Below are 14996 nucleotides of genomic sequence, written 5' to 3' on the forward strand. Positions count from 1 at the left end.
TCGCTGGACTTGGTCGCGATCAGGTGCCCAGCAGCTTCTGCAGGGCCTCCAGGCCGCGGCTCGCGGTCGACTTCACGGTGCCCCGCGACACCCCGGTGGCCTCGGCGATCTCCGCTTCCGAGAGGTCGCCGTAGTAGCGCAGCACCAGCACTTCGCGCTGCCTGCGCGGCAGCTTGCCCAGCGCGACCACCACCGCCTGGTGTTCGGCGGTCAACATCGCCAAGGATTCGGCGGACCGGGCGTCGGTCTGGTGCGGCGGCTGGTATTCGCGGGCGGTCTTGCGGCGGCGCAGCACCGACCGGCTGCCGTTGACCACCGCGGTCCGCAGGTACCCGATGGCCGCCCGCGCGTCCCGCAGGCTGGACCAGTTCCGGTAGAGCCCGGTGAACGCCTCCTGCACCACGTCTTCGGCCGTCGCCGGGTCGTCCACCAGCAGGATCGCCAGCCGCACCATCCGCATCCGCTGCTGGCGGTACAGGTCTTCCAGGGTCAGCGGTCGGGCCGGGATCTCCATCGACGCGCTGTCCAGCGCACGCAGGTGCCCGAGGGTTTGTTCGACGCTGCGTTCGGCACTGTGCGAATCACCGGCCATGATCGGACAACCTACCGGCTGCCCAGCGGCTGGTGTCCCTCGACCGGGTAGCGTCGGCGTCGATCGGTGGTCGATGACGGAGGTGTCGGGATGGCCAGGTTCGTGGTCGAGTTGGTGTACGGCGAGGACGAGGAGCACCGACTGCAGGTGCGGCCCGCGCACCGGGAGTACTCCAGAGGCCTGGCCGATCGCGGTGTGCTCCTGGTCGGTGGCCCGTTCGAAGACCAGCGGGGCGCGCTGCTCGTCTACGAGGTGGCCGATGCCGACGAGCTCCAGGAGGTCCTGGACGCGGACCCCTACACCGAGGCCGGGGTGATCGCCGGGACCACCATCCGCGAGTGGCAGACGGTCACCGGGGCGTGGCTGTAGCCGCCGAACCCGCAGCGTGTGAGGATGTACACAGGATTTGTCCGGTTCTGAATCCTGACACCGGCTTTCCAAGACCGCCCCGGCTGGGGCACTGTGACGCGAAAGTGTGGCACCGGGCTGGAAGTGCCCGCTGGTCGCTGACACCGGCTCGTAGGATGCTGCGCAACTCCCCGTCACCACCTACTTAACTCCACCCGAGGAGGACGACCGATGCCCATCGCGACCCCCGAGGTCTACGCGGAGATGCTGGACCGGGCGAAGGCGGGCGAATTCGCCTACCCGGCCATCAACGTGACCTCGTCGGAGACGCTAAACGCGGCGCTGCGCGGGTTCGCCGAGGCCGAGAGTGACGGCATCATCCAGGTCTCGACCGGTGGCGCCGAGTTCGCCTCCGGCACCAAGGTGAAGGACATGGTCACCGGCGCGAGCGCGCTAGCCGAGTTCGCGCACGTGGTGGCCGCGAAGTACCCGGTGAACGTCGCGCTGCACACCGACCACTGCCCGAAGGACAAGCTGGACGGCTACGTCCGGCCGCTGATCCAGATCAGCCAGGAGCGGGTCAACCGCGGCGAGAACCCGCTGTTCCAGTCGCACATGTGGGACGGCTCCGCGGTCGAGCTGACCGAGAACCTGGAGATCGCCCAGGAACTGCTGGCCGCCGCCGCCCAGGCCAAGATCATCCTGGAGTTGGAGGTCGGCGTCGTCGGCGGCGAGGAAGACGGCGTCGCCAACGACATCAACGAGAAGCTCTACACCGCGCCCGGCGACTACGAGCGGACCGTCGACGCGCTCGGCACCGGCGAGAAGGGCCGCTACCTGCTGGCCGCGACGTTCGGCAACGTGCACGGCGTCTACAAGCCGGGCAACGTCAAGCTGCGGCCGGAGATCCTCAAGCAGGGCCAGGACGTGGTGTCCGAGAAGCTCGGCCTGCCCGCCGGTTCGAAGCCGTTCGACCTGGTCTTCCACGGCGGCTCCGGTTCGCTGCTGGAGGAGATCCACGAGGCGGTCTCCTACGGCGTGGTGAAGATGAACATCGACACCGACACCCAGTACGCCTTCACCCGGCCCATCGCGGACCACATGCTGAAGAACTACGACGGTGTGCTGAAGGTCGACGGCGAGGTCGGCAACAAGAAGACCTACGACCCGCGCAGCTACCTGAAGGTGGCCGAGCAGGCGATGGCCGCCCGCGTGGCCCACGCCTGCGAGAACCTGAAGTCCGCCGGTCGCATGCTCGCTGGCTGAGCGAATTTTTCGGGGTGAAGGGCACCTTTGACCGAGTAAGTCGGTAGAAGGTGCCCTTCACTCGGACTGGATCGGGTGATGTGTGCGTTTGGACGGCCCGTTTGGTTGGTGGCGGACGGGCCGTTGGTGCGGCTGGAAGGATTGGGGCCATGACTAGGAACCTGTTGGAACCGCCGGAAACCCTGCTGCCGGAAAACGAGGCGGCGCAGGGCGAGTTGGCCGCGGGCACCGATCCGGCCGAGGTCGCCGCGCACCACCCGACGTTCAGCGCCGCGTGGGCCACCCTCGCGGAATCGGCGCTGGACGCCGGCGAGCACATCGCCGCCTACGCCTACGCCCGCACCGGCTACCACCGCGGCCTGGACGCGCTGCGCAAGGCGGGCTGGAAGGGCTTCGGTCCGGTGCCGTGGCGGCACGTCCCGAACCAGGGCGTGCTGCGCTCGATCGCGGCGCTGGCCAAGGCGGCGAAGGCGATCGGCGAGGACGAGGAGTTCGACCGCTGCCGTCAACTGCTCGCCGACAGCGACCCGGCCTCCCTGCAAGCCACCGACCTCGCCTGATCAACCGATCGGGCGCAGCGTGAAGGGCACCTTCTCCCAAGTTAGTTGGTGAAAGGTGCCCTTCACCTCGGCTGCTCTCGGAACGCGCGCCGATCTGAACGACAATGTGCGGTATGCAGCGACTGCGCGAGGAGCTCGTCCGCCGCTTGCGCCGCCTAATGCGCGCCGGCGTTCCGATCGTGCAGTGCGCGGTGGCGGCTGGTCTCGCGTGGTTCCTGGCCCGGCACGTGTTCGGGCACCCGGCGCCGTTCTTCGCGCCGATCGCCGCGGTCATCTCGCTCGGCGTGTCGTTGGGCCAGCGGATGCGGCGCGCCCTGGAGCTGGTGGTGGGCGTCAGCATCGGCATCGGTGTCGGCGACATCCTGATCTCCATCATCGGCACCGGTGCCTGGCAGATCGCGCTGGTCGTCGCGCTGGCCATGAGCACCGCCGTGCTGCTGGACAGCGGCGGCGTGATCGTGCTGCAGGCCGCGTCGTCATCGGTGCTGGTCGCGACGCTGCTGCCGCCGGCCAGCGAGGGCGGGCTGACGCGGATGATCGACGCGGCGATCGGTGGGCTGGTCGGTTTCATCGTCGCCGCGCTGCTACCCGCCAACCCGCTCGCGGTGGCGCACCGCAACGGGCGTCTGGTGCTCGGTGCGCTCGCCGACGCGCTGCGGGGCGTCGCCAACGCGGTGGCGCGCCAGGATCTTGAGCTGGCCACCGACGTGTTGGCGAAAGCCCGCAAGAGCCAACGTTCCGTGGAGGAATTCCGCACCGCGTTGGAGGCCGGACTGGAGATCGCCCGGTTCGCGCCCATCCGGTGGCGGCGGCGCGGCGAGCTGGAACGCTACGAGACCGCGGCGACGCCGATCGACCGCGCGCTGCGCAACACCCGCGTGCTGGCGCGCCGGGCGCTGGCCGCGCTGCGCGACGGTGAGCCGGTGCCGCGCCCGCTGCCGGGACTTCTGGAGGAATTGGCGGGCGCTGTCGTGCTGTTGCGCGACGAGCTGGCCAGCGGGGTCGACCCGCTGCAGAGCCGGGAGGCCGCCCGTTCGGTGGCCAAGAAGTCCACAGTGGAGCTGCTCGGCGAAGGGGATTTCTCGATGCAGGTCGTGGTGCTGCAGGTGCGCTCGATCGCGGTGGACCTCCTGCAGGCCACCGGCCTCAGCCGGGGCGAGGCGACCGCCGCCCTGCCGCCGCTGCACCCCGAGCAGCGAGCCTCCGAGCAGTAAGCCCCCGAGCGGTAGGCCCCCCGGGCAGCAGGAACGGTGAAGGTGGTCTTCTCGGGTGGATCAGCCGCGCAGGTGGGCGGTCGGGCGGTTCAGGACCGCGGCCAACGCGCTGTGCAGCGCACTGTGATCACGCTGGTCGTGGAGGTGGCAGTCGGCGGCTGAGAGCCGGTACCACTCGGCGGCGCCCGCGTAGCGCACCCACACCGTGACATCGCCGCCGACGCATTCGGTGGCCAGCTCCAACTCGCCGGTGATCACCCCGACCTCGTCGGTCATCACGCCACCCGGCGGTGCCAGCACCGAGGAACGCAGCACGGCGGCTGTCGGCGGGCCGGTTCGGTCCTGCATCGCACTGCCCCTTCGCGGGTGATCCGGACGTCGCCAGTATGTCCCGCCACGTGCCGCGGGGCACTTGGCGGCGCGGGCCGCGCAGCGCTGATCAACCTCTTTTCCGCCCACGCGTCTGTATTCATGACGGCGCGGGGAAGGCGTGATCACGCCGTGCGCCGCGAACACACCGGAGGAGATCCGATGAAACGCAAGATCGCCCGCTTCGCAGCGGCCATCACGTTGACCGCCGCGACGCTGGTCGCGCTGCCGCTGGCAGCGTCGGCTGCCCCGGCCGACGTCCCCGACATCGTCTGGCCGCCAGTCGGTACGACCCCGCCGAACTACCCGCCGGAGGAGCTGGACAAGCGGGCCACCGAACTGCAGCAGCACTTGACGGAGGTGTTCCCGGCGGCGGTTCCGCAGGCCGTGGACCCGGTGACGCCGAAGCCGCAACAGCTCAGCGACAGCCAATTCCTGCACGGAACCACCGTTTTCCACGACGCGATCGGCCGCACCGGCGTGACCGCGCAGTACAACGCGCCCGGAGTGGTGCAGGAATCGCCCGGGCAGGCGTGCGAGAGCGAGGGCGGCTGGATCGTCGCGTCCTGCGACGGACTGCTGCTCGAAGATGGATCCGTCCTGCTGCACCAGATCGGGCACAGCGGCGATCCGGCTTTCCAGGTCGCGACGGCGTCGCACTACATGCTCGACGGCAGCGTCACGATGATCAGCAGCTACAGCTACGACCCGATCATCGACGGCCAGCAGGACCCGAATCCGCGCCCGGAGATCGCGGTGCCCTTCGATCAGCTCGACGTGCTCGCCACCGACCCGGAACTCGCGCTGAACTAGCAGCTCGGTGACCCGCTGAATCGACCGGGCACCAGACGAGCTGGTCGGCGCCCCGGCCCGGGGAGGTGGGTCGGGGCGCCGATGCCGATCAGCAGCCGTCGAGGGCCGACTGCAGCGCGCTCTTCTCCGCCTGGGTGATGGTCAGCTGGTACTTGTGCTTGGAGGCGACCCACATCGACGCGTAGGTGCAGTGGTAGCCGGTCACCGGCGGCATCCACTGGTCCGGGGTCTGGTCGCCCTTCTCCTGGTTGACGTTGTCGGTGACCGCGATCAGCTGCGGGCTGTCCAGGTCGTTGGCGAACGACTGGCGCTCGGACTGGGTCCACTGCGCGGCACCGGAACGCCACGCGGCGGCCAGCGGCACCACGTGATCGATGTCCACATCGGACGGCTGGGTCCAGGTTTCGCCGTCGTAGGGGCTGAACCAGCTGCCCGAGGTCGGGTAGCAGTCGGAGCCGACCTCCACGCCGTCCCCGTCGCGCTTGAGCACCGATTCGCGGGTGTTGCAGTTGTCCGGTCCCTCGATCCAGTGCGGGAACATGTCCCTGCTGTAGCCGTCCATCGAGCCCTCCGGGGCGACGGTCAGCTCGCCGAGCTGGGCTTGCGCCGTCGCCGGATCGGGGATGCCGGGGGGCTCGGAGTTGGCTGGCATCGCCAGCGCGAGGCCGAGAACGCCCGCCAGCGGCAAGGCGGTCAGGGCGGTCAAGGTGGCGCGCAACGATCGGTGGCCTGTCATTGGCTTCCTCCGCGTGAGCGTCTCGCCGATGTCGAAGTTGACCATTGCCCACGCAGGTAGCCGAGGCAATGCCGGAGCGTGGCCAATGGATGACTTGGCGTGAAACCGCCACTGATCGTGCCACTGCTTGGTGAATTTCGCACCGGGCACGCCACTGCGCCGATCGGCTGATTTCGCCGTTAGAGCGCCTGGGGTGGGGGCCGGAGATCCGGAGATACTGCCGGAAATTGACCGACCGAATGTCCGGTTCGCCGAAGATCGGTGGCCCGAATCGACCGATCAGCACGGCGAGCGGGGGCTTGATCCCGTGGTTACCAGGCCAGTCGCAGATCTTCGGTGTGGCGGTACCAGACCCACTTCTGCACCGGGCGCGGGTGCGCGATGCCGTCGTGGCGAACCTGCGAGGGCCGGAACGATGCCTGCACCGCGCGGCCCCGGGCGATGTCGCGGCGGCGGCGCAGCAGGCCCCGGCGGACGGTGGTGACCAGCAGACCGTCGGTGGCCGGTTCGAGCTCGCTGCTCAACGGGTCCGAAGTGGACTCCGGCAGCGGCGTGGCGGCCGGATCGGGGGAAACCTCGACGCTCAGCGCGGTGCCGTCGAGCACCTGCTCGTCATCGCAGTACACCTGGCCGGTGATCGGCTCGATCAGCCCCGCGCCGAGCAGCACCCCGCCCGAGTCGTCCCGGATCAACGCCGCCGGTCGCGGCGCGGCGGTCAGCGCGCGGTCGAAGTCGCCGACCGCCAGTCCCCGCAGCCGCGCGACCGGCGAATCGACGACCGGGACGTAGCCGACGACCAGGTCCGCCAGCAGGTTCTTCCGGAGCAGCCGCAGCACGACAGCCGCCAGATCGGCGTCGGTGCCTTGCACCACCAGGCGATCTCCGGCGGCGGCGAGCAGCGGATCCAGGTCTTCGCGGCCTGGCGTCGCCGGGACGTCGAACCATTGCACGCCGTCACCGGACGGACGCGCTGCGCGGTCAACGTTTCCGCAGGACAATGCGGTGGTACTCACGTTTCGCTCCTGGTTTACCCTGATCGACCGGCATACCCCGTGGTGGGAGCGGGCGAAGCGTGCGGTCACGCTGGCGACCACCCAATCCAGGTTGGAGTTTCACATGCCGGCGATCGTGCTGATCGGCGCCCAGTGGGGCGACGAGGGCAAGGGTAAGGCGACCGACCTGCTCGGCGAGCAGGCGCAGTGGGTCGTCCGCTACCAGGGCGGCAACAACGCGGGTCACACCGTGGTGTTGCCGGACGGGCAGGACTTCGCCCTGCACCTCATCCCATCGGGGATCCTCACCCCTGGGGTGACCAACGTGATCGGCAACGGCGTCGTGGTCGATCCCGGGGTGCTGCTGGAAGAACTGGCCGGGCTGGAGGACCGCGGCGTGGACACCTCGCGGCTGCTGATCTCCGCCGACGCGCACCTGATCATGCCGTACCACGTGGCCATCGACCGGGTCACCGAGCGATACCTGGGCAAGAAGCAGATCGGCACCACCGGCCGCGGCATCGGGCCCTGCTACCAGGACAAGATCGCCCGGGTCGGGGTGCGGGTGCAGGACGTGCTGGACGAGAAGATCCTGCGGCAGAAGGTCGAAGCCGCGCTGGACTTCAAGAACCAGATCCTGGTCAAGGTCTACAACCGCCGCGCGATGGATCCGGAAGAAGTGGTGGACTCCGTGCTCGGCCAGGCCGAGCAGTTCGCCAGCCGCATCGCCGACACCAAGCTGCTGATCAACCAGGCGCTGGATCGCGGCGAAACCGTTCTGCTGGAGGGCTCGCAGGGCACCCTGCTGGACGTCGACCACGGCACCTACCCGTTCGTGACCTCGTCGAACCCGACCGCGGGCGGCGCGTGCGCGGGCTCCGGCATCGGACCGACGAAGATCAACGCGGTGATCGGCATCCTGAAGGCCTACACCACCCGCGTCGGGGCCGGTCCGTTCCCGACCGAGCTGATCGACGAGGCCGGGGAGAACCTGCGAAAGCAGGGCGGCGAGTTCGGCGTGACCACCGGCCGGTCGCGGCGCACCGGGTGGTTCGACGCGGTGATCGCGCGCTACGCGACCCGGGTCAACGGCATCACCGACTACTTCCTGACCAAGCTGGACGTGCTCTCCGGGCTGGAGACGATCCCGATCTGCGTCGCCTACGACGTGGACGGCGAGCGGATCGACGAGATGCCGATGACGCAGACCGCGGTGCACCACGCGGTGCCGGTGTACGAGGAGATGCCGGGCTGGTGGGAGGACATCAGCGGAGCGCGCAGCTTCGAGGACCTCCCCGCCAACGCGCGGGCTTACATCGAGCGCATCGAGGAACTCGCCGGGGCGCGCGTCTCGGCGATCGGCGTCGGCCCCGGCCGCGACCAGACCATCGTCCGCCACACCATGGCTTGAGGGTCGTGAGCGGTTGTTCCGGTAAGCGGCGGAACAACCGCTCACGAGTGGTGCTCAACGTCAGCGGTTGCGCCAGGAGCTGTCGAGGGCGGCTTCGTGGAGGTCGAGTTCGCGCAGCACGCGGCGCAGCACCTCGTCGTCGACGTTGCCCGCGTCCCGTTCGTCGGCCATCGCCGAACGCTGCACCTCCAGCACATCGCGGCGCAGGTCGGAGAACATCTTGCTCGCCGTGTCCGCCCGCTCCGCCGGAGTGCGGCCGACCTGCTCCGCCGCGGCCATCCCCTGGTGCTCCACCAGGTCCTTCATCCGGCCGATGATCCGCTGGAAGTGCTCCGGCTCGGTGCCCAGGTCCGCCGGGGTGAGCCCGTCCAGGTAGCGCAGGGCGGCGTTGGTCGCCGTCACCCTCGCCCCGGCCTCCGCCTGGTCGTCGCGCGCGGCCTCGTCCAGATCGTCGATGCCCAGCTTCCGGATCAGCCACGGCAGCGTGGTGCCCTGCACCAGGATGGTGCCCACCGTGATCACGAACGCCACGAACTGGATCAGCTCCCGCGACGGGAACGGCGCGCCGCTGCCGGTGGTGTACGGGATCGCGCCCGCGGCCGCGAGGGTCACCACGCCGCGCATCGCCGTCCACGACAGCACGGTGGTGCGCCGCCACCGGCTGCCGCGCCTGCGGCCGCCGGTCAACAGGTGCGACAGGCCCGGGATGTAGTTGGAGCAGAACATCCACACGATCCGGAAGCCGATCGTCGCCGCCAGCAGCAGCAAGGCCGCCACCAGCAGGAGCCCGATGTGCCGCCCGGAGGCGATGACGTCGGTCGCCACCGTCTTCAGCTGCAGCCCGATGTAGGCGAACACCAGGCTTTCCAGCAGCAGGTTGATCGACACCCAGACGGTGTGCTCCTGCAGCCGCCCGGCGGCCCGCGCCCTCGGCTGGTTGTGGCCGACGTAGAGCCCGGCGGTGACCACCGCGAGCACACCGGAACCCTGCAACTGCTCGGCGGTGAGGTATGCGATGAACGGCACGAGCACGCCCAGCATGGTCGCCACCTGCACATCGGGGATGCGGGTTCGGGCGATCTGCGCGAGCACCCCGAACACCAGCCCCATGCCGACGCCGACCACCACGGCAAGCAGGAACACCCACGCACCCTGCGCCAAGGTCGGGGTGGCGCCGACGACGGCGCCGATCGCCATCCGGTAGACGGTGAGCGCGGCCGCGTCGTTGATCAGGCTTTCGCCGCCGAGGACCGTCATCATGCCGCGCGGCAGCTTCAGCTGGCGGCCGATCGCGGCGGCGGTCACCGCATCCGGCGGCGCGATCAGCGCGCCGAGCACGATCGCCGAGTTCAGCGGCAGTTCCGGAATGAGCACGTAGGCCAGCCAACCGATCACGACGGCCGTGGCGATGACCTGCAGCACGCCGTGGTGCACGATCGGCCTGATCCGGGCCCGGAAGTTGGTGTAGGAGCTCTCCAGCGCCGTGGCGTACAGCAGCGGCGGGAGCACCGCCGACAGCAGCAGCTCCGGATCGATCCGCAGCTCCGCGGTGCCGGGGATCAGCGACACCACCAGGCCGACCAGGACCAGCAGCAGTGGCGAGGCGATCTCGCGGCTGCGGGCGAGCGCGGTGACCAGCAGCGCACCGATCAGGACGAGCAGCAGTTGGGCCACCGGGGTCACCTCCGTCCATCATGGACAGATTAGGTGTCCCGGTGGCCCGATCGCCCACCACCGGTTGATCACCTACCGGCGGTCGCGGCCTCGTGCTCGTCGCGGGCGGCCACCGCGATGTCCGGGTTGTCGCTGAAGATCCCGTCGATGCCCTGGTCGAACAGCGCGTGGAAGAAGCTGAACACGTCGCCGTAGGCGGTCTGGTCGGTCGAGGACCGGAAGTCGGCGGGCAGGAAGCTGTTCTCGGCCCGCACCGTGTACGGCACCACCTGCAGCCCGGCCTGGTGCGCGTCGGCGACGACGGTGGTCGGCTCGGTGAGGTAGCCGTCGGGGTTCACCGGCAGGATCACCTTGGTGTCCGGGCCGATCACGTCCGCGTAGCCCGCGATCTCCCGCAGTCCCTCCGGCTTGACCAGGTCGGCGTAGGTGCGCGGGTCCCCGGCCTCGATGAAGTCCTGCGGCGCGCCGGTGTTGCTGATCAGCTGCACCAGGTTCACGCGCAACTGCCGGTTGAGCTCCTTCAGGTTGCCCACCTCGAAGGACTGCACGACGACCTTCGCGTTCGGCCGGTTCAGGCCGTTGTCGTTCAGCGTCTTGACCACACCGGGCTCCAGCGGCAGGCCGAGCTTGGCGAAGTAGCTCGGGTGCTTGGTCTCCGGGGCGACGCCGATCTCGCGGCGCAGCTCCTTGGACAGCCGGGCGCGCAGGTCCAGGACCTCCTGGAACGTCGGCACCTCGAAGCGGCCGTTGTAGATGGTGTTGTTCGGCCGGATGTCCGGGATGCGTTCGGTGGCGCGCAGCGTCTTGAGCTCGGCCAGGGTGAAGTCCTCGGTGAACCAGCCGGTCATCTCGACGCCGTCGATGACCTTGGTGGTCTTGCGGTCGGCGAACTCGGGGTGCGTGGCGACGTCGGTGGTGCCGCCGATCTCGTTCTCGTGCCGGGCGACCAGCACGCCGTCCTTGGTGGGCACCAGGTCCGGCTCGATGTAGTCGGCACCCATCCGGGCGGCCAGTTCGTAGGAGGCCAGCGTGTGCTCGGGCCGGTACCCGGAGGCACCGCGGTGCCCGAAGACCTCCACCCGATCTGCGGTGTCCGGTCGGTTGGGGGCCGCGATGGCGGGTGCTGCCAGCAGCCCCAACGCCGCGGCGCCTGCGACGGACAGTGCCGTCAGGCGTACCCGGATCGTCATTTGCCCTCCTGTGTCTCGCGCGCACGTCGATCAACGCCGCACATTCGGGCAAAACCCTTGCCGCTGCAATCGACCATTCGCGCAAGGCCGGGCAACACCTCGCCGACCGCCAGGTGAACTACCGGCGCCGACCGTCGTGAACGGGCCGTTACCGCGAAGTTGATAAAGCCTCCGCAGGATTGCCGGGGGCAGCGCCAGCGTGGCGTGCCGCACGCTCTACGCTGCGATTTGTGCGAATCCTCGTGATCGGTGGCGGTGGCCGGGAACACGCGATCGTGCTGGCGCTGTCCCGCGACCCGTCCGTGACCGCGCTGGCCTGCGCGCCCGGAAACGCGGGAACCGCCGCGCTCGCCGAGACCTACGGCGTCGACGTCGCCAAGCCCGACGACGTGGCCGAACTGGCCGCCAAGTGGAGTGCCGACCTCGTCGTCTTCGGCCCGGAGACGCCACTGGTGGCAGGTGCCGCCGATGCGGTCCGGGCAGCGGGCATCGCCTGCTTCGGCCCGTCCAAGGAGGCGGCGCGCATCGAAGGCTCCAAGGCGTTCGCCAAGGACGTCATGCTCGCGGCCGGGGTGCCGACCGCGCACAGCGAAGTGGTGGACAACCCCGCGAAGCTGGACGCCGCGCTGGCGCACTTCGGCCCCACCTGGGTGGTCAAGGACGACGGTTTGGCCGCTGGCAAGGGCGTGCTGGTGACCGGCGACTTCGACGCGGCGCGGGCGCACGCGCTCAAGCTCCTCGACGGTGGCCACCCGGTGCTGCTGGAATCGTTCCTCGACGGCCCGGAGGCGTCGCTGTTCTGCCTGGTGGACGGCACCACGGTGGTGCCGCTGGTGCCCGCGCAGGACTTCAAGCGGGTCGGCGACGGCGACGCGGGCCCGAACACCGGCGGCATGGGTGCCTACGCCCCGCTGCCGTGGGCACCGGAGGACCTGGTCGACACCGTGGTGCGCACCATCGTGCAGCCGACGGTCGACGAACTGGCCCGCCGCGGCACACCGTTTTCCGGGCTGCTCTACGCGGGTCTCGCGCTGACCTCCGCCGGTCCGCAGGTGATCGAGTTCAACTGCCGGTTCGGCGACCCGGAGACCCAGGCCGTGCTGGCGCTGCTGGACACGCCGCTGGCGGGGCTGTTCAGCGCGGTCGCGCGTGGCGAACTCGCCGGGCACCCGCCGCTGGAGTGGGAGTCCGGTGCGGCGGTGACCGTGGTCGTGGCGGCGGACGGCTATCCCGGGCGGCCGCGCGTCGACGACGTGATCCAGGGCAGCGATGCCCGGGGCGTGCTGCACTCCGGAACCCGGCGCCGGGAGGACGGCGCGGTGCTGTCGGCTGGCGGACGCGTGCTGTCGGTGGTGGCCACCGGTGAGGACCTGGCCTCGGCCCGCGAAGAGGTGTACCGGCGGGTTTCCGGCGTGCACCTGCCCGGCTCGCACTTCCGCACCGACATCGCGCTGCGCGCGGTGCACGGCGAGGTCGCCATCCCGACCGCCTAGCGAGTGGTGCCGATTTCGCGCGAGATCGGCCCGGCCCCATCCAGGACGAGTTGCTGGCACGCTGGGCCCATGCTCAGTCAGCACTCCGCGTTCGCCGCCGCGCAGCGGGCGGACGTCGCCCCGTTCCAAGTGATGGAGGTCCTCTCCGCGGCCGCCGCGCGGCAGCGCGCGAAAGGCGATGTCGTCTCGTTGGCCGCTGGTCAGCCCGCCACACCCGCACCCAAGGCCGTCCGCGAAGCCGCCGCGCAGGCACTGCACCACCACGCGCTCGGCTACACCGAACAGCTCGGGCTGCCCGAGCTGCGGGAGGCGATCGCCGGGCACTACGACCGTTCCCACGGACTGCCGGTGCACTCCGATGACGTCGTGGTGACCACCGGTGCCTCCGGCGCTTTCCTGCTCGCGTTCCTCAGCGCCTTCGACGCCGGGGACCGGGTCGCGCTGGCCCGCCCCGGCTACCCGGCCTACCGGAACATCCTGTCGGCGCTGGGCTGCGAGGTCGTGGAGCTGCCGTGCGACGAGGCGACGCGGTTCCAGCCGACGGTCGCGATGCTGGCGGCGCTGGACGAGCCGGTGCGGGGCCTGGTCGTGGCGAGCCCGGCCAACCCGACCGGGACCGTGCTCGCCCGCGACGAGCTGGCTGGGCTGGCGCGGTGGTGCGCGGCGAACGGCGTGCAGTTGATCAGCGACGAGATCTACCACGGCCTCAGCTACGCGGAGCCGCTGCACTCGGCCTGGGAGTTCTCCCGCGAATCGATCGTGGTGAACTCGTTCTCCAAGTTCTGGTCCATGACCGGCTGGCGGCTGGGCTGGATGCTGGTGCCGCCACGGCTGCGCCGCGCGGTGGATTCGCTGACCGGCAACTTCACGCTCTGCCCGCCCGCGCTGTCCCAGTACGGCGCCATCGCGGCGTTCTCCCCAGGCGCGTACGCCGAGGTCAGCGCGCACGTCGAGCGCTACCGCACCAATCGGGAGCTGCTGCTGCGCGGGCTCGCGGAGCTCGGCATCACGCGGGTGGCCCCGGCCGATGGCGCGTTCTACGCGTGGGCCGACGTCGGCCACCTCACCGACGACGCCACCGGGTTCTGCCGACGGCTGCTCGACGGAACCGGGGTCGCCCTGGTGCCCGGCGTGGACTTCGACCCGGTACGAGGCCACCGCTTCGCGCGGATGTCGTTCGCGGGCAGCACCGAGGACATCGCGGAAGCCCTGGACCGCCTGGCCCGCTGGCTACCGTGAGCACGTCACCACCGGGTGAAGGGGACGAGGTGAGGGCACCTGTGACCCAGTTACTTGGTCACGGGTGCCCCTCACCCCTCACCTGAATAGGCCCCGAGCCGTGGGTGGAGTCCGGTTGTGCGCTTGGTCGAGGGTCTCCGGGTTTCCCTGAGTTTTCCCTGGTTGTGCGGCTTCGGTGGGTCGCCGCGGGCGCTGCATCTGGCAGGCTGAGGGTGGTACGGATTTCTGCGGCCGAGCTGAGGTGCTTGCGATGTTGTGGAAGGTGATCGGCGGGCTGCTGTTGCTGTGGCTGGTGATCTCGGTGGCGGGCTTCGTCATCAAGGGCCTGTTCTGGCTCGCCGTGATCGGCGGCGTGCTCTTCGTCGCCACCGCAGCGATCGGTTGGGCCCGCGACCGCAACAAGCAGATCAAACCCTGATCAGCTGCGCCACGGGGTCGCTCACGGGAGGACGCCGTGGGTTCGGAGGGTGTCGCGCGCCGCTGCCGCGCCCTGCCAGCGTTCGGCGTGCAGACCGGCCACCAGGGCACCGTCGACGTTCTCCTGGCGGTCGTCGAAGAACAGGCACTCCGCCGCCGGGGCGTCGATCGTGTCGAGCAGGTGCCGCCAGATCTGCGCGTCGGGTTTCGCCACGCGCAGATCTCCGGAGAAGATCAGGTGCTTGAACAACCGCGCCCAGGTCTCCTGCTCGGCCACCCGCCCGAACGACGACGGCGCGTTGGACAGCACCGCCATCGTGACGCCCTGCTGGTGCAGTTCTTCGAGCAGGCGCAGCGTTTCCGGCGCGGTCTCCAGCCAACCGGTGATGTCGGCGCGGGTCAGCCGCGCCGACAACGCCGCGTCGACGGTCTTGCCCAGCCGCGCCGCCACCGCCTGCCAGTACTCCAGGTCGGGGCGGCCCCAGTCGTAGGCGGTGCGCTCGGCGAAGTAGGCCTCCTCGAACTCCGTCGGCCCGACGCCGAGCAGCGCCGCGATCGCGGGCAGCGCCCCGGTTCGCCGACTGATCACCTCGCCGTAGTCGAACACGACCCAACGCACCATGTGCCCTCCCAGCCCCGTTGTCGAACTCGATCCACGCAGGTAGTGCCGCACCGCCGTGCC

The 14996-nt window shown here is 70.0% G+C and carries 16 protein-coding genes; 9 read left to right on the forward strand and 7 right to left on the reverse strand.

Features of this window, described 5'->3' with window-relative positions:
* Positions 1 to 19 precede the first annotated feature (19 nt).
* A complete protein-coding gene (locus tag ACTWQN_RS12795) occupies positions 20 to 592 on the reverse strand; it encodes a SigE family RNA polymerase sigma factor (RefSeq protein ID WP_443203639.1) in 573 nt (190 codons plus the stop codon).
* A 90-nt stretch (positions 593 to 682) separates the two neighbouring features.
* Between ACTWQN_RS12795 and ACTWQN_RS12800 the strand changes: the two genes are divergently transcribed.
* The 4 genes from ACTWQN_RS12800 (at position 683) to ACTWQN_RS12815 (ending at position 3980) form a co-directional block, all read left to right on the forward strand.
* Complete coding sequence (locus ACTWQN_RS12800) at positions 683 to 961, forward strand: YciI family protein (protein ID WP_443203640.1); 279 nt, start codon at positions 683 to 685, stop codon at positions 959 to 961.
* Positions 962 to 1171: 210 nt separating this feature from the next.
* Complete coding sequence (gene fbaA, locus ACTWQN_RS12805; protein ID WP_443203641.1) at positions 1172 to 2206, forward strand: class II fructose-bisphosphate aldolase; 1035 nt, start codon at positions 1172 to 1174, stop codon at positions 2204 to 2206.
* Positions 2207 to 2355: 149 nt separating this feature from the next.
* The gene (locus ACTWQN_RS12810; protein ID WP_443203642.1) at positions 2356 to 2766 is read left to right on the forward strand and encodes a DUF3151 domain-containing protein; all 411 of its coding nucleotides are present in this window, start codon (positions 2356 to 2358) and stop codon (positions 2764 to 2766) included.
* 113 nt (positions 2767 to 2879) lie between these two features.
* Positions 2880 to 3980 (forward strand): FUSC family protein, encoded by a 1101-nt coding sequence (locus tag ACTWQN_RS12815; RefSeq protein ID WP_443203643.1) that lies wholly within the window; start codon positions 2880 to 2882, stop codon positions 3978 to 3980.
* Between the two features lie 60 nt (positions 3981 to 4040).
* Here the strand turns inward: ACTWQN_RS12815 and ACTWQN_RS12820 are convergent, their stop codons facing one another.
* Positions 4041 to 4328 (reverse strand): hypothetical protein, encoded by a 288-nt coding sequence (locus ACTWQN_RS12820; RefSeq protein WP_443203644.1) that lies wholly within the window; start codon positions 4326 to 4328, stop codon positions 4041 to 4043.
* Between the two features lie 183 nt (positions 4329 to 4511).
* Between ACTWQN_RS12820 and ACTWQN_RS12825 the strand changes: the two genes are divergently transcribed.
* Positions 4512 to 5162, forward strand: coding sequence for a hypothetical protein (locus tag ACTWQN_RS12825; RefSeq protein ID WP_443203645.1), 651 nt, complete (start codon positions 4512 to 4514; stop codon positions 5160 to 5162).
* Positions 5163 to 5250: 88 nt separating this feature from the next.
* On the opposite strand, the gene ACTWQN_RS12830 is transcribed toward ACTWQN_RS12825, so the two are convergent.
* Together ACTWQN_RS12830 and ACTWQN_RS12835 are read right to left on the reverse strand one after the other, a co-directional pair.
* Positions 5251 to 5898, reverse strand: a complete 648-nt coding sequence (locus tag ACTWQN_RS12830; protein WP_443203646.1) for an HNH endonuclease family protein — start codon at positions 5896 to 5898, stop codon at positions 5251 to 5253.
* A gap of 311 nt (positions 5899 to 6209) precedes the next feature.
* Complete coding sequence (locus tag ACTWQN_RS12835) at positions 6210 to 6911, reverse strand: hypothetical protein (RefSeq protein ID WP_443203647.1); 702 nt, start codon at positions 6909 to 6911, stop codon at positions 6210 to 6212.
* Positions 6912 to 7014: 103 nt separating this feature from the next.
* Between ACTWQN_RS12835 and ACTWQN_RS12840 the strand changes: the two genes are divergently transcribed.
* Positions 7015 to 8301, forward strand: a complete 1287-nt coding sequence (locus ACTWQN_RS12840; RefSeq protein WP_443203648.1) for an adenylosuccinate synthase — start codon at positions 7015 to 7017, stop codon at positions 8299 to 8301.
* Between the two features lie 60 nt (positions 8302 to 8361).
* On the opposite strand, the gene ACTWQN_RS12845 is transcribed toward ACTWQN_RS12840, so the two are convergent.
* Positions 8362 to 9975 carry a Na+/H+ antiporter gene (locus tag ACTWQN_RS12845; RefSeq protein ID WP_443203649.1) on the reverse strand — a complete coding sequence of 538 codons (1614 nt, stop codon included), beginning with the start codon at positions 9973 to 9975 and terminating at the stop codon, positions 8362 to 8364.
* Between the two features lie 68 nt (positions 9976 to 10043).
* Complete coding sequence (locus ACTWQN_RS12850; RefSeq protein WP_443203650.1) at positions 10044 to 11165, reverse strand: glycerophosphodiester phosphodiesterase; 1122 nt, start codon at positions 11163 to 11165, stop codon at positions 10044 to 10046.
* Between the two features lie 230 nt (positions 11166 to 11395).
* Between ACTWQN_RS12850 and purD the strand changes: the two genes are divergently transcribed.
* From purD to ACTWQN_RS12865, 3 genes are all read left to right on the forward strand, one after another.
* Entirely contained in the window at positions 11396 to 12658 is a 1263-nt protein-coding gene (gene purD, locus ACTWQN_RS12855; protein WP_443203651.1) for a phosphoribosylamine--glycine ligase, read from the forward strand.
* A 69-nt stretch (positions 12659 to 12727) separates the two neighbouring features.
* Complete coding sequence (locus ACTWQN_RS12860) at positions 12728 to 13897, forward strand: pyridoxal phosphate-dependent aminotransferase (protein WP_443203652.1); 1170 nt, start codon at positions 12728 to 12730, stop codon at positions 13895 to 13897.
* A gap of 250 nt (positions 13898 to 14147) precedes the next feature.
* Positions 14148 to 14315, forward strand: a complete 168-nt coding sequence (locus ACTWQN_RS12865; protein WP_443203653.1) for a hypothetical protein — start codon at positions 14148 to 14150, stop codon at positions 14313 to 14315.
* A gap of 21 nt (positions 14316 to 14336) precedes the next feature.
* Here the strand turns inward: ACTWQN_RS12865 and ACTWQN_RS12870 are convergent, their stop codons facing one another.
* Positions 14337 to 14936: an HAD family hydrolase gene (locus tag ACTWQN_RS12870; protein WP_443203654.1), complete on the reverse strand. Its 600-nt coding sequence runs from the start codon at positions 14934 to 14936 to the stop codon at positions 14337 to 14339.
* Positions 14937 to 14996: the final 60 nt, after the last annotated feature.

Origin of the sequence: Saccharopolyspora antiqui (assembly GCF_052246905.1) — a bacterium.
GTDB lineage: Bacteria > Actinomycetota > Actinomycetes > Mycobacteriales > Pseudonocardiaceae > Saccharopolyspora.

Excerpts from the sequence above, each read along its gene's own strand:
- ACTWQN_RS12810 (WP_443203642.1), top strand. The coding sequence starts at position 2,356 with ATGACTAGGAACCTGTTGGAACCGCCGGAAACCCTGCTGCCGGAAAAC.
- ACTWQN_RS12830 (WP_443203646.1), bottom strand. The coding sequence starts at position 5,898 with ATGACAGGCCACCGATCGTTGCGCGCCACCTTGACCGCCCTGACCGCC.
- ACTWQN_RS12865 (WP_443203653.1), top strand. The coding sequence starts at position 14,148 with ATGTTGTGGAAGGTGATCGGCGGGCTGCTGTTGCTGTGGCTGGTGATC.
- ACTWQN_RS12815 (WP_443203643.1), top strand. The coding sequence starts at position 2,880 with ATGCAGCGACTGCGCGAGGAGCTCGTCCGCCGCTTGCGCCGCCTAATG.
- ACTWQN_RS12840 (WP_443203648.1), top strand. The coding sequence starts at position 7,015 with ATGCCGGCGATCGTGCTGATCGGCGCCCAGTGGGGCGACGAGGGCAAG.
- ACTWQN_RS12825 (WP_443203645.1), top strand. The coding sequence starts at position 4,512 with ATGAAACGCAAGATCGCCCGCTTCGCAGCGGCCATCACGTTGACCGCC.
- ACTWQN_RS12795 (WP_443203639.1), bottom strand. The coding sequence starts at position 592 with ATGGCCGGTGATTCGCACAGTGCCGAACGCAGCGTCGAACAAACCCTC.
- ACTWQN_RS12870 (WP_443203654.1), bottom strand. The coding sequence starts at position 14,936 with ATGGTGCGTTGGGTCGTGTTCGACTACGGCGAGGTGATCAGTCGGCGA.
- ACTWQN_RS12850 (WP_443203650.1), bottom strand. The coding sequence starts at position 11,165 with ATGACGATCCGGGTACGCCTGACGGCACTGTCCGTCGCAGGCGCCGCG.
- ACTWQN_RS12860 (WP_443203652.1), top strand. The coding sequence starts at position 12,728 with ATGCTCAGTCAGCACTCCGCGTTCGCCGCCGCGCAGCGGGCGGACGTC.
- fbaA (WP_443203641.1), top strand. The coding sequence starts at position 1,172 with ATGCCCATCGCGACCCCCGAGGTCTACGCGGAGATGCTGGACCGGGCG.
- ACTWQN_RS12800 (WP_443203640.1), top strand. The coding sequence starts at position 683 with ATGGCCAGGTTCGTGGTCGAGTTGGTGTACGGCGAGGACGAGGAGCAC.
- ACTWQN_RS12820 (WP_443203644.1), bottom strand. The coding sequence starts at position 4,328 with ATGCAGGACCGAACCGGCCCGCCGACAGCCGCCGTGCTGCGTTCCTCG.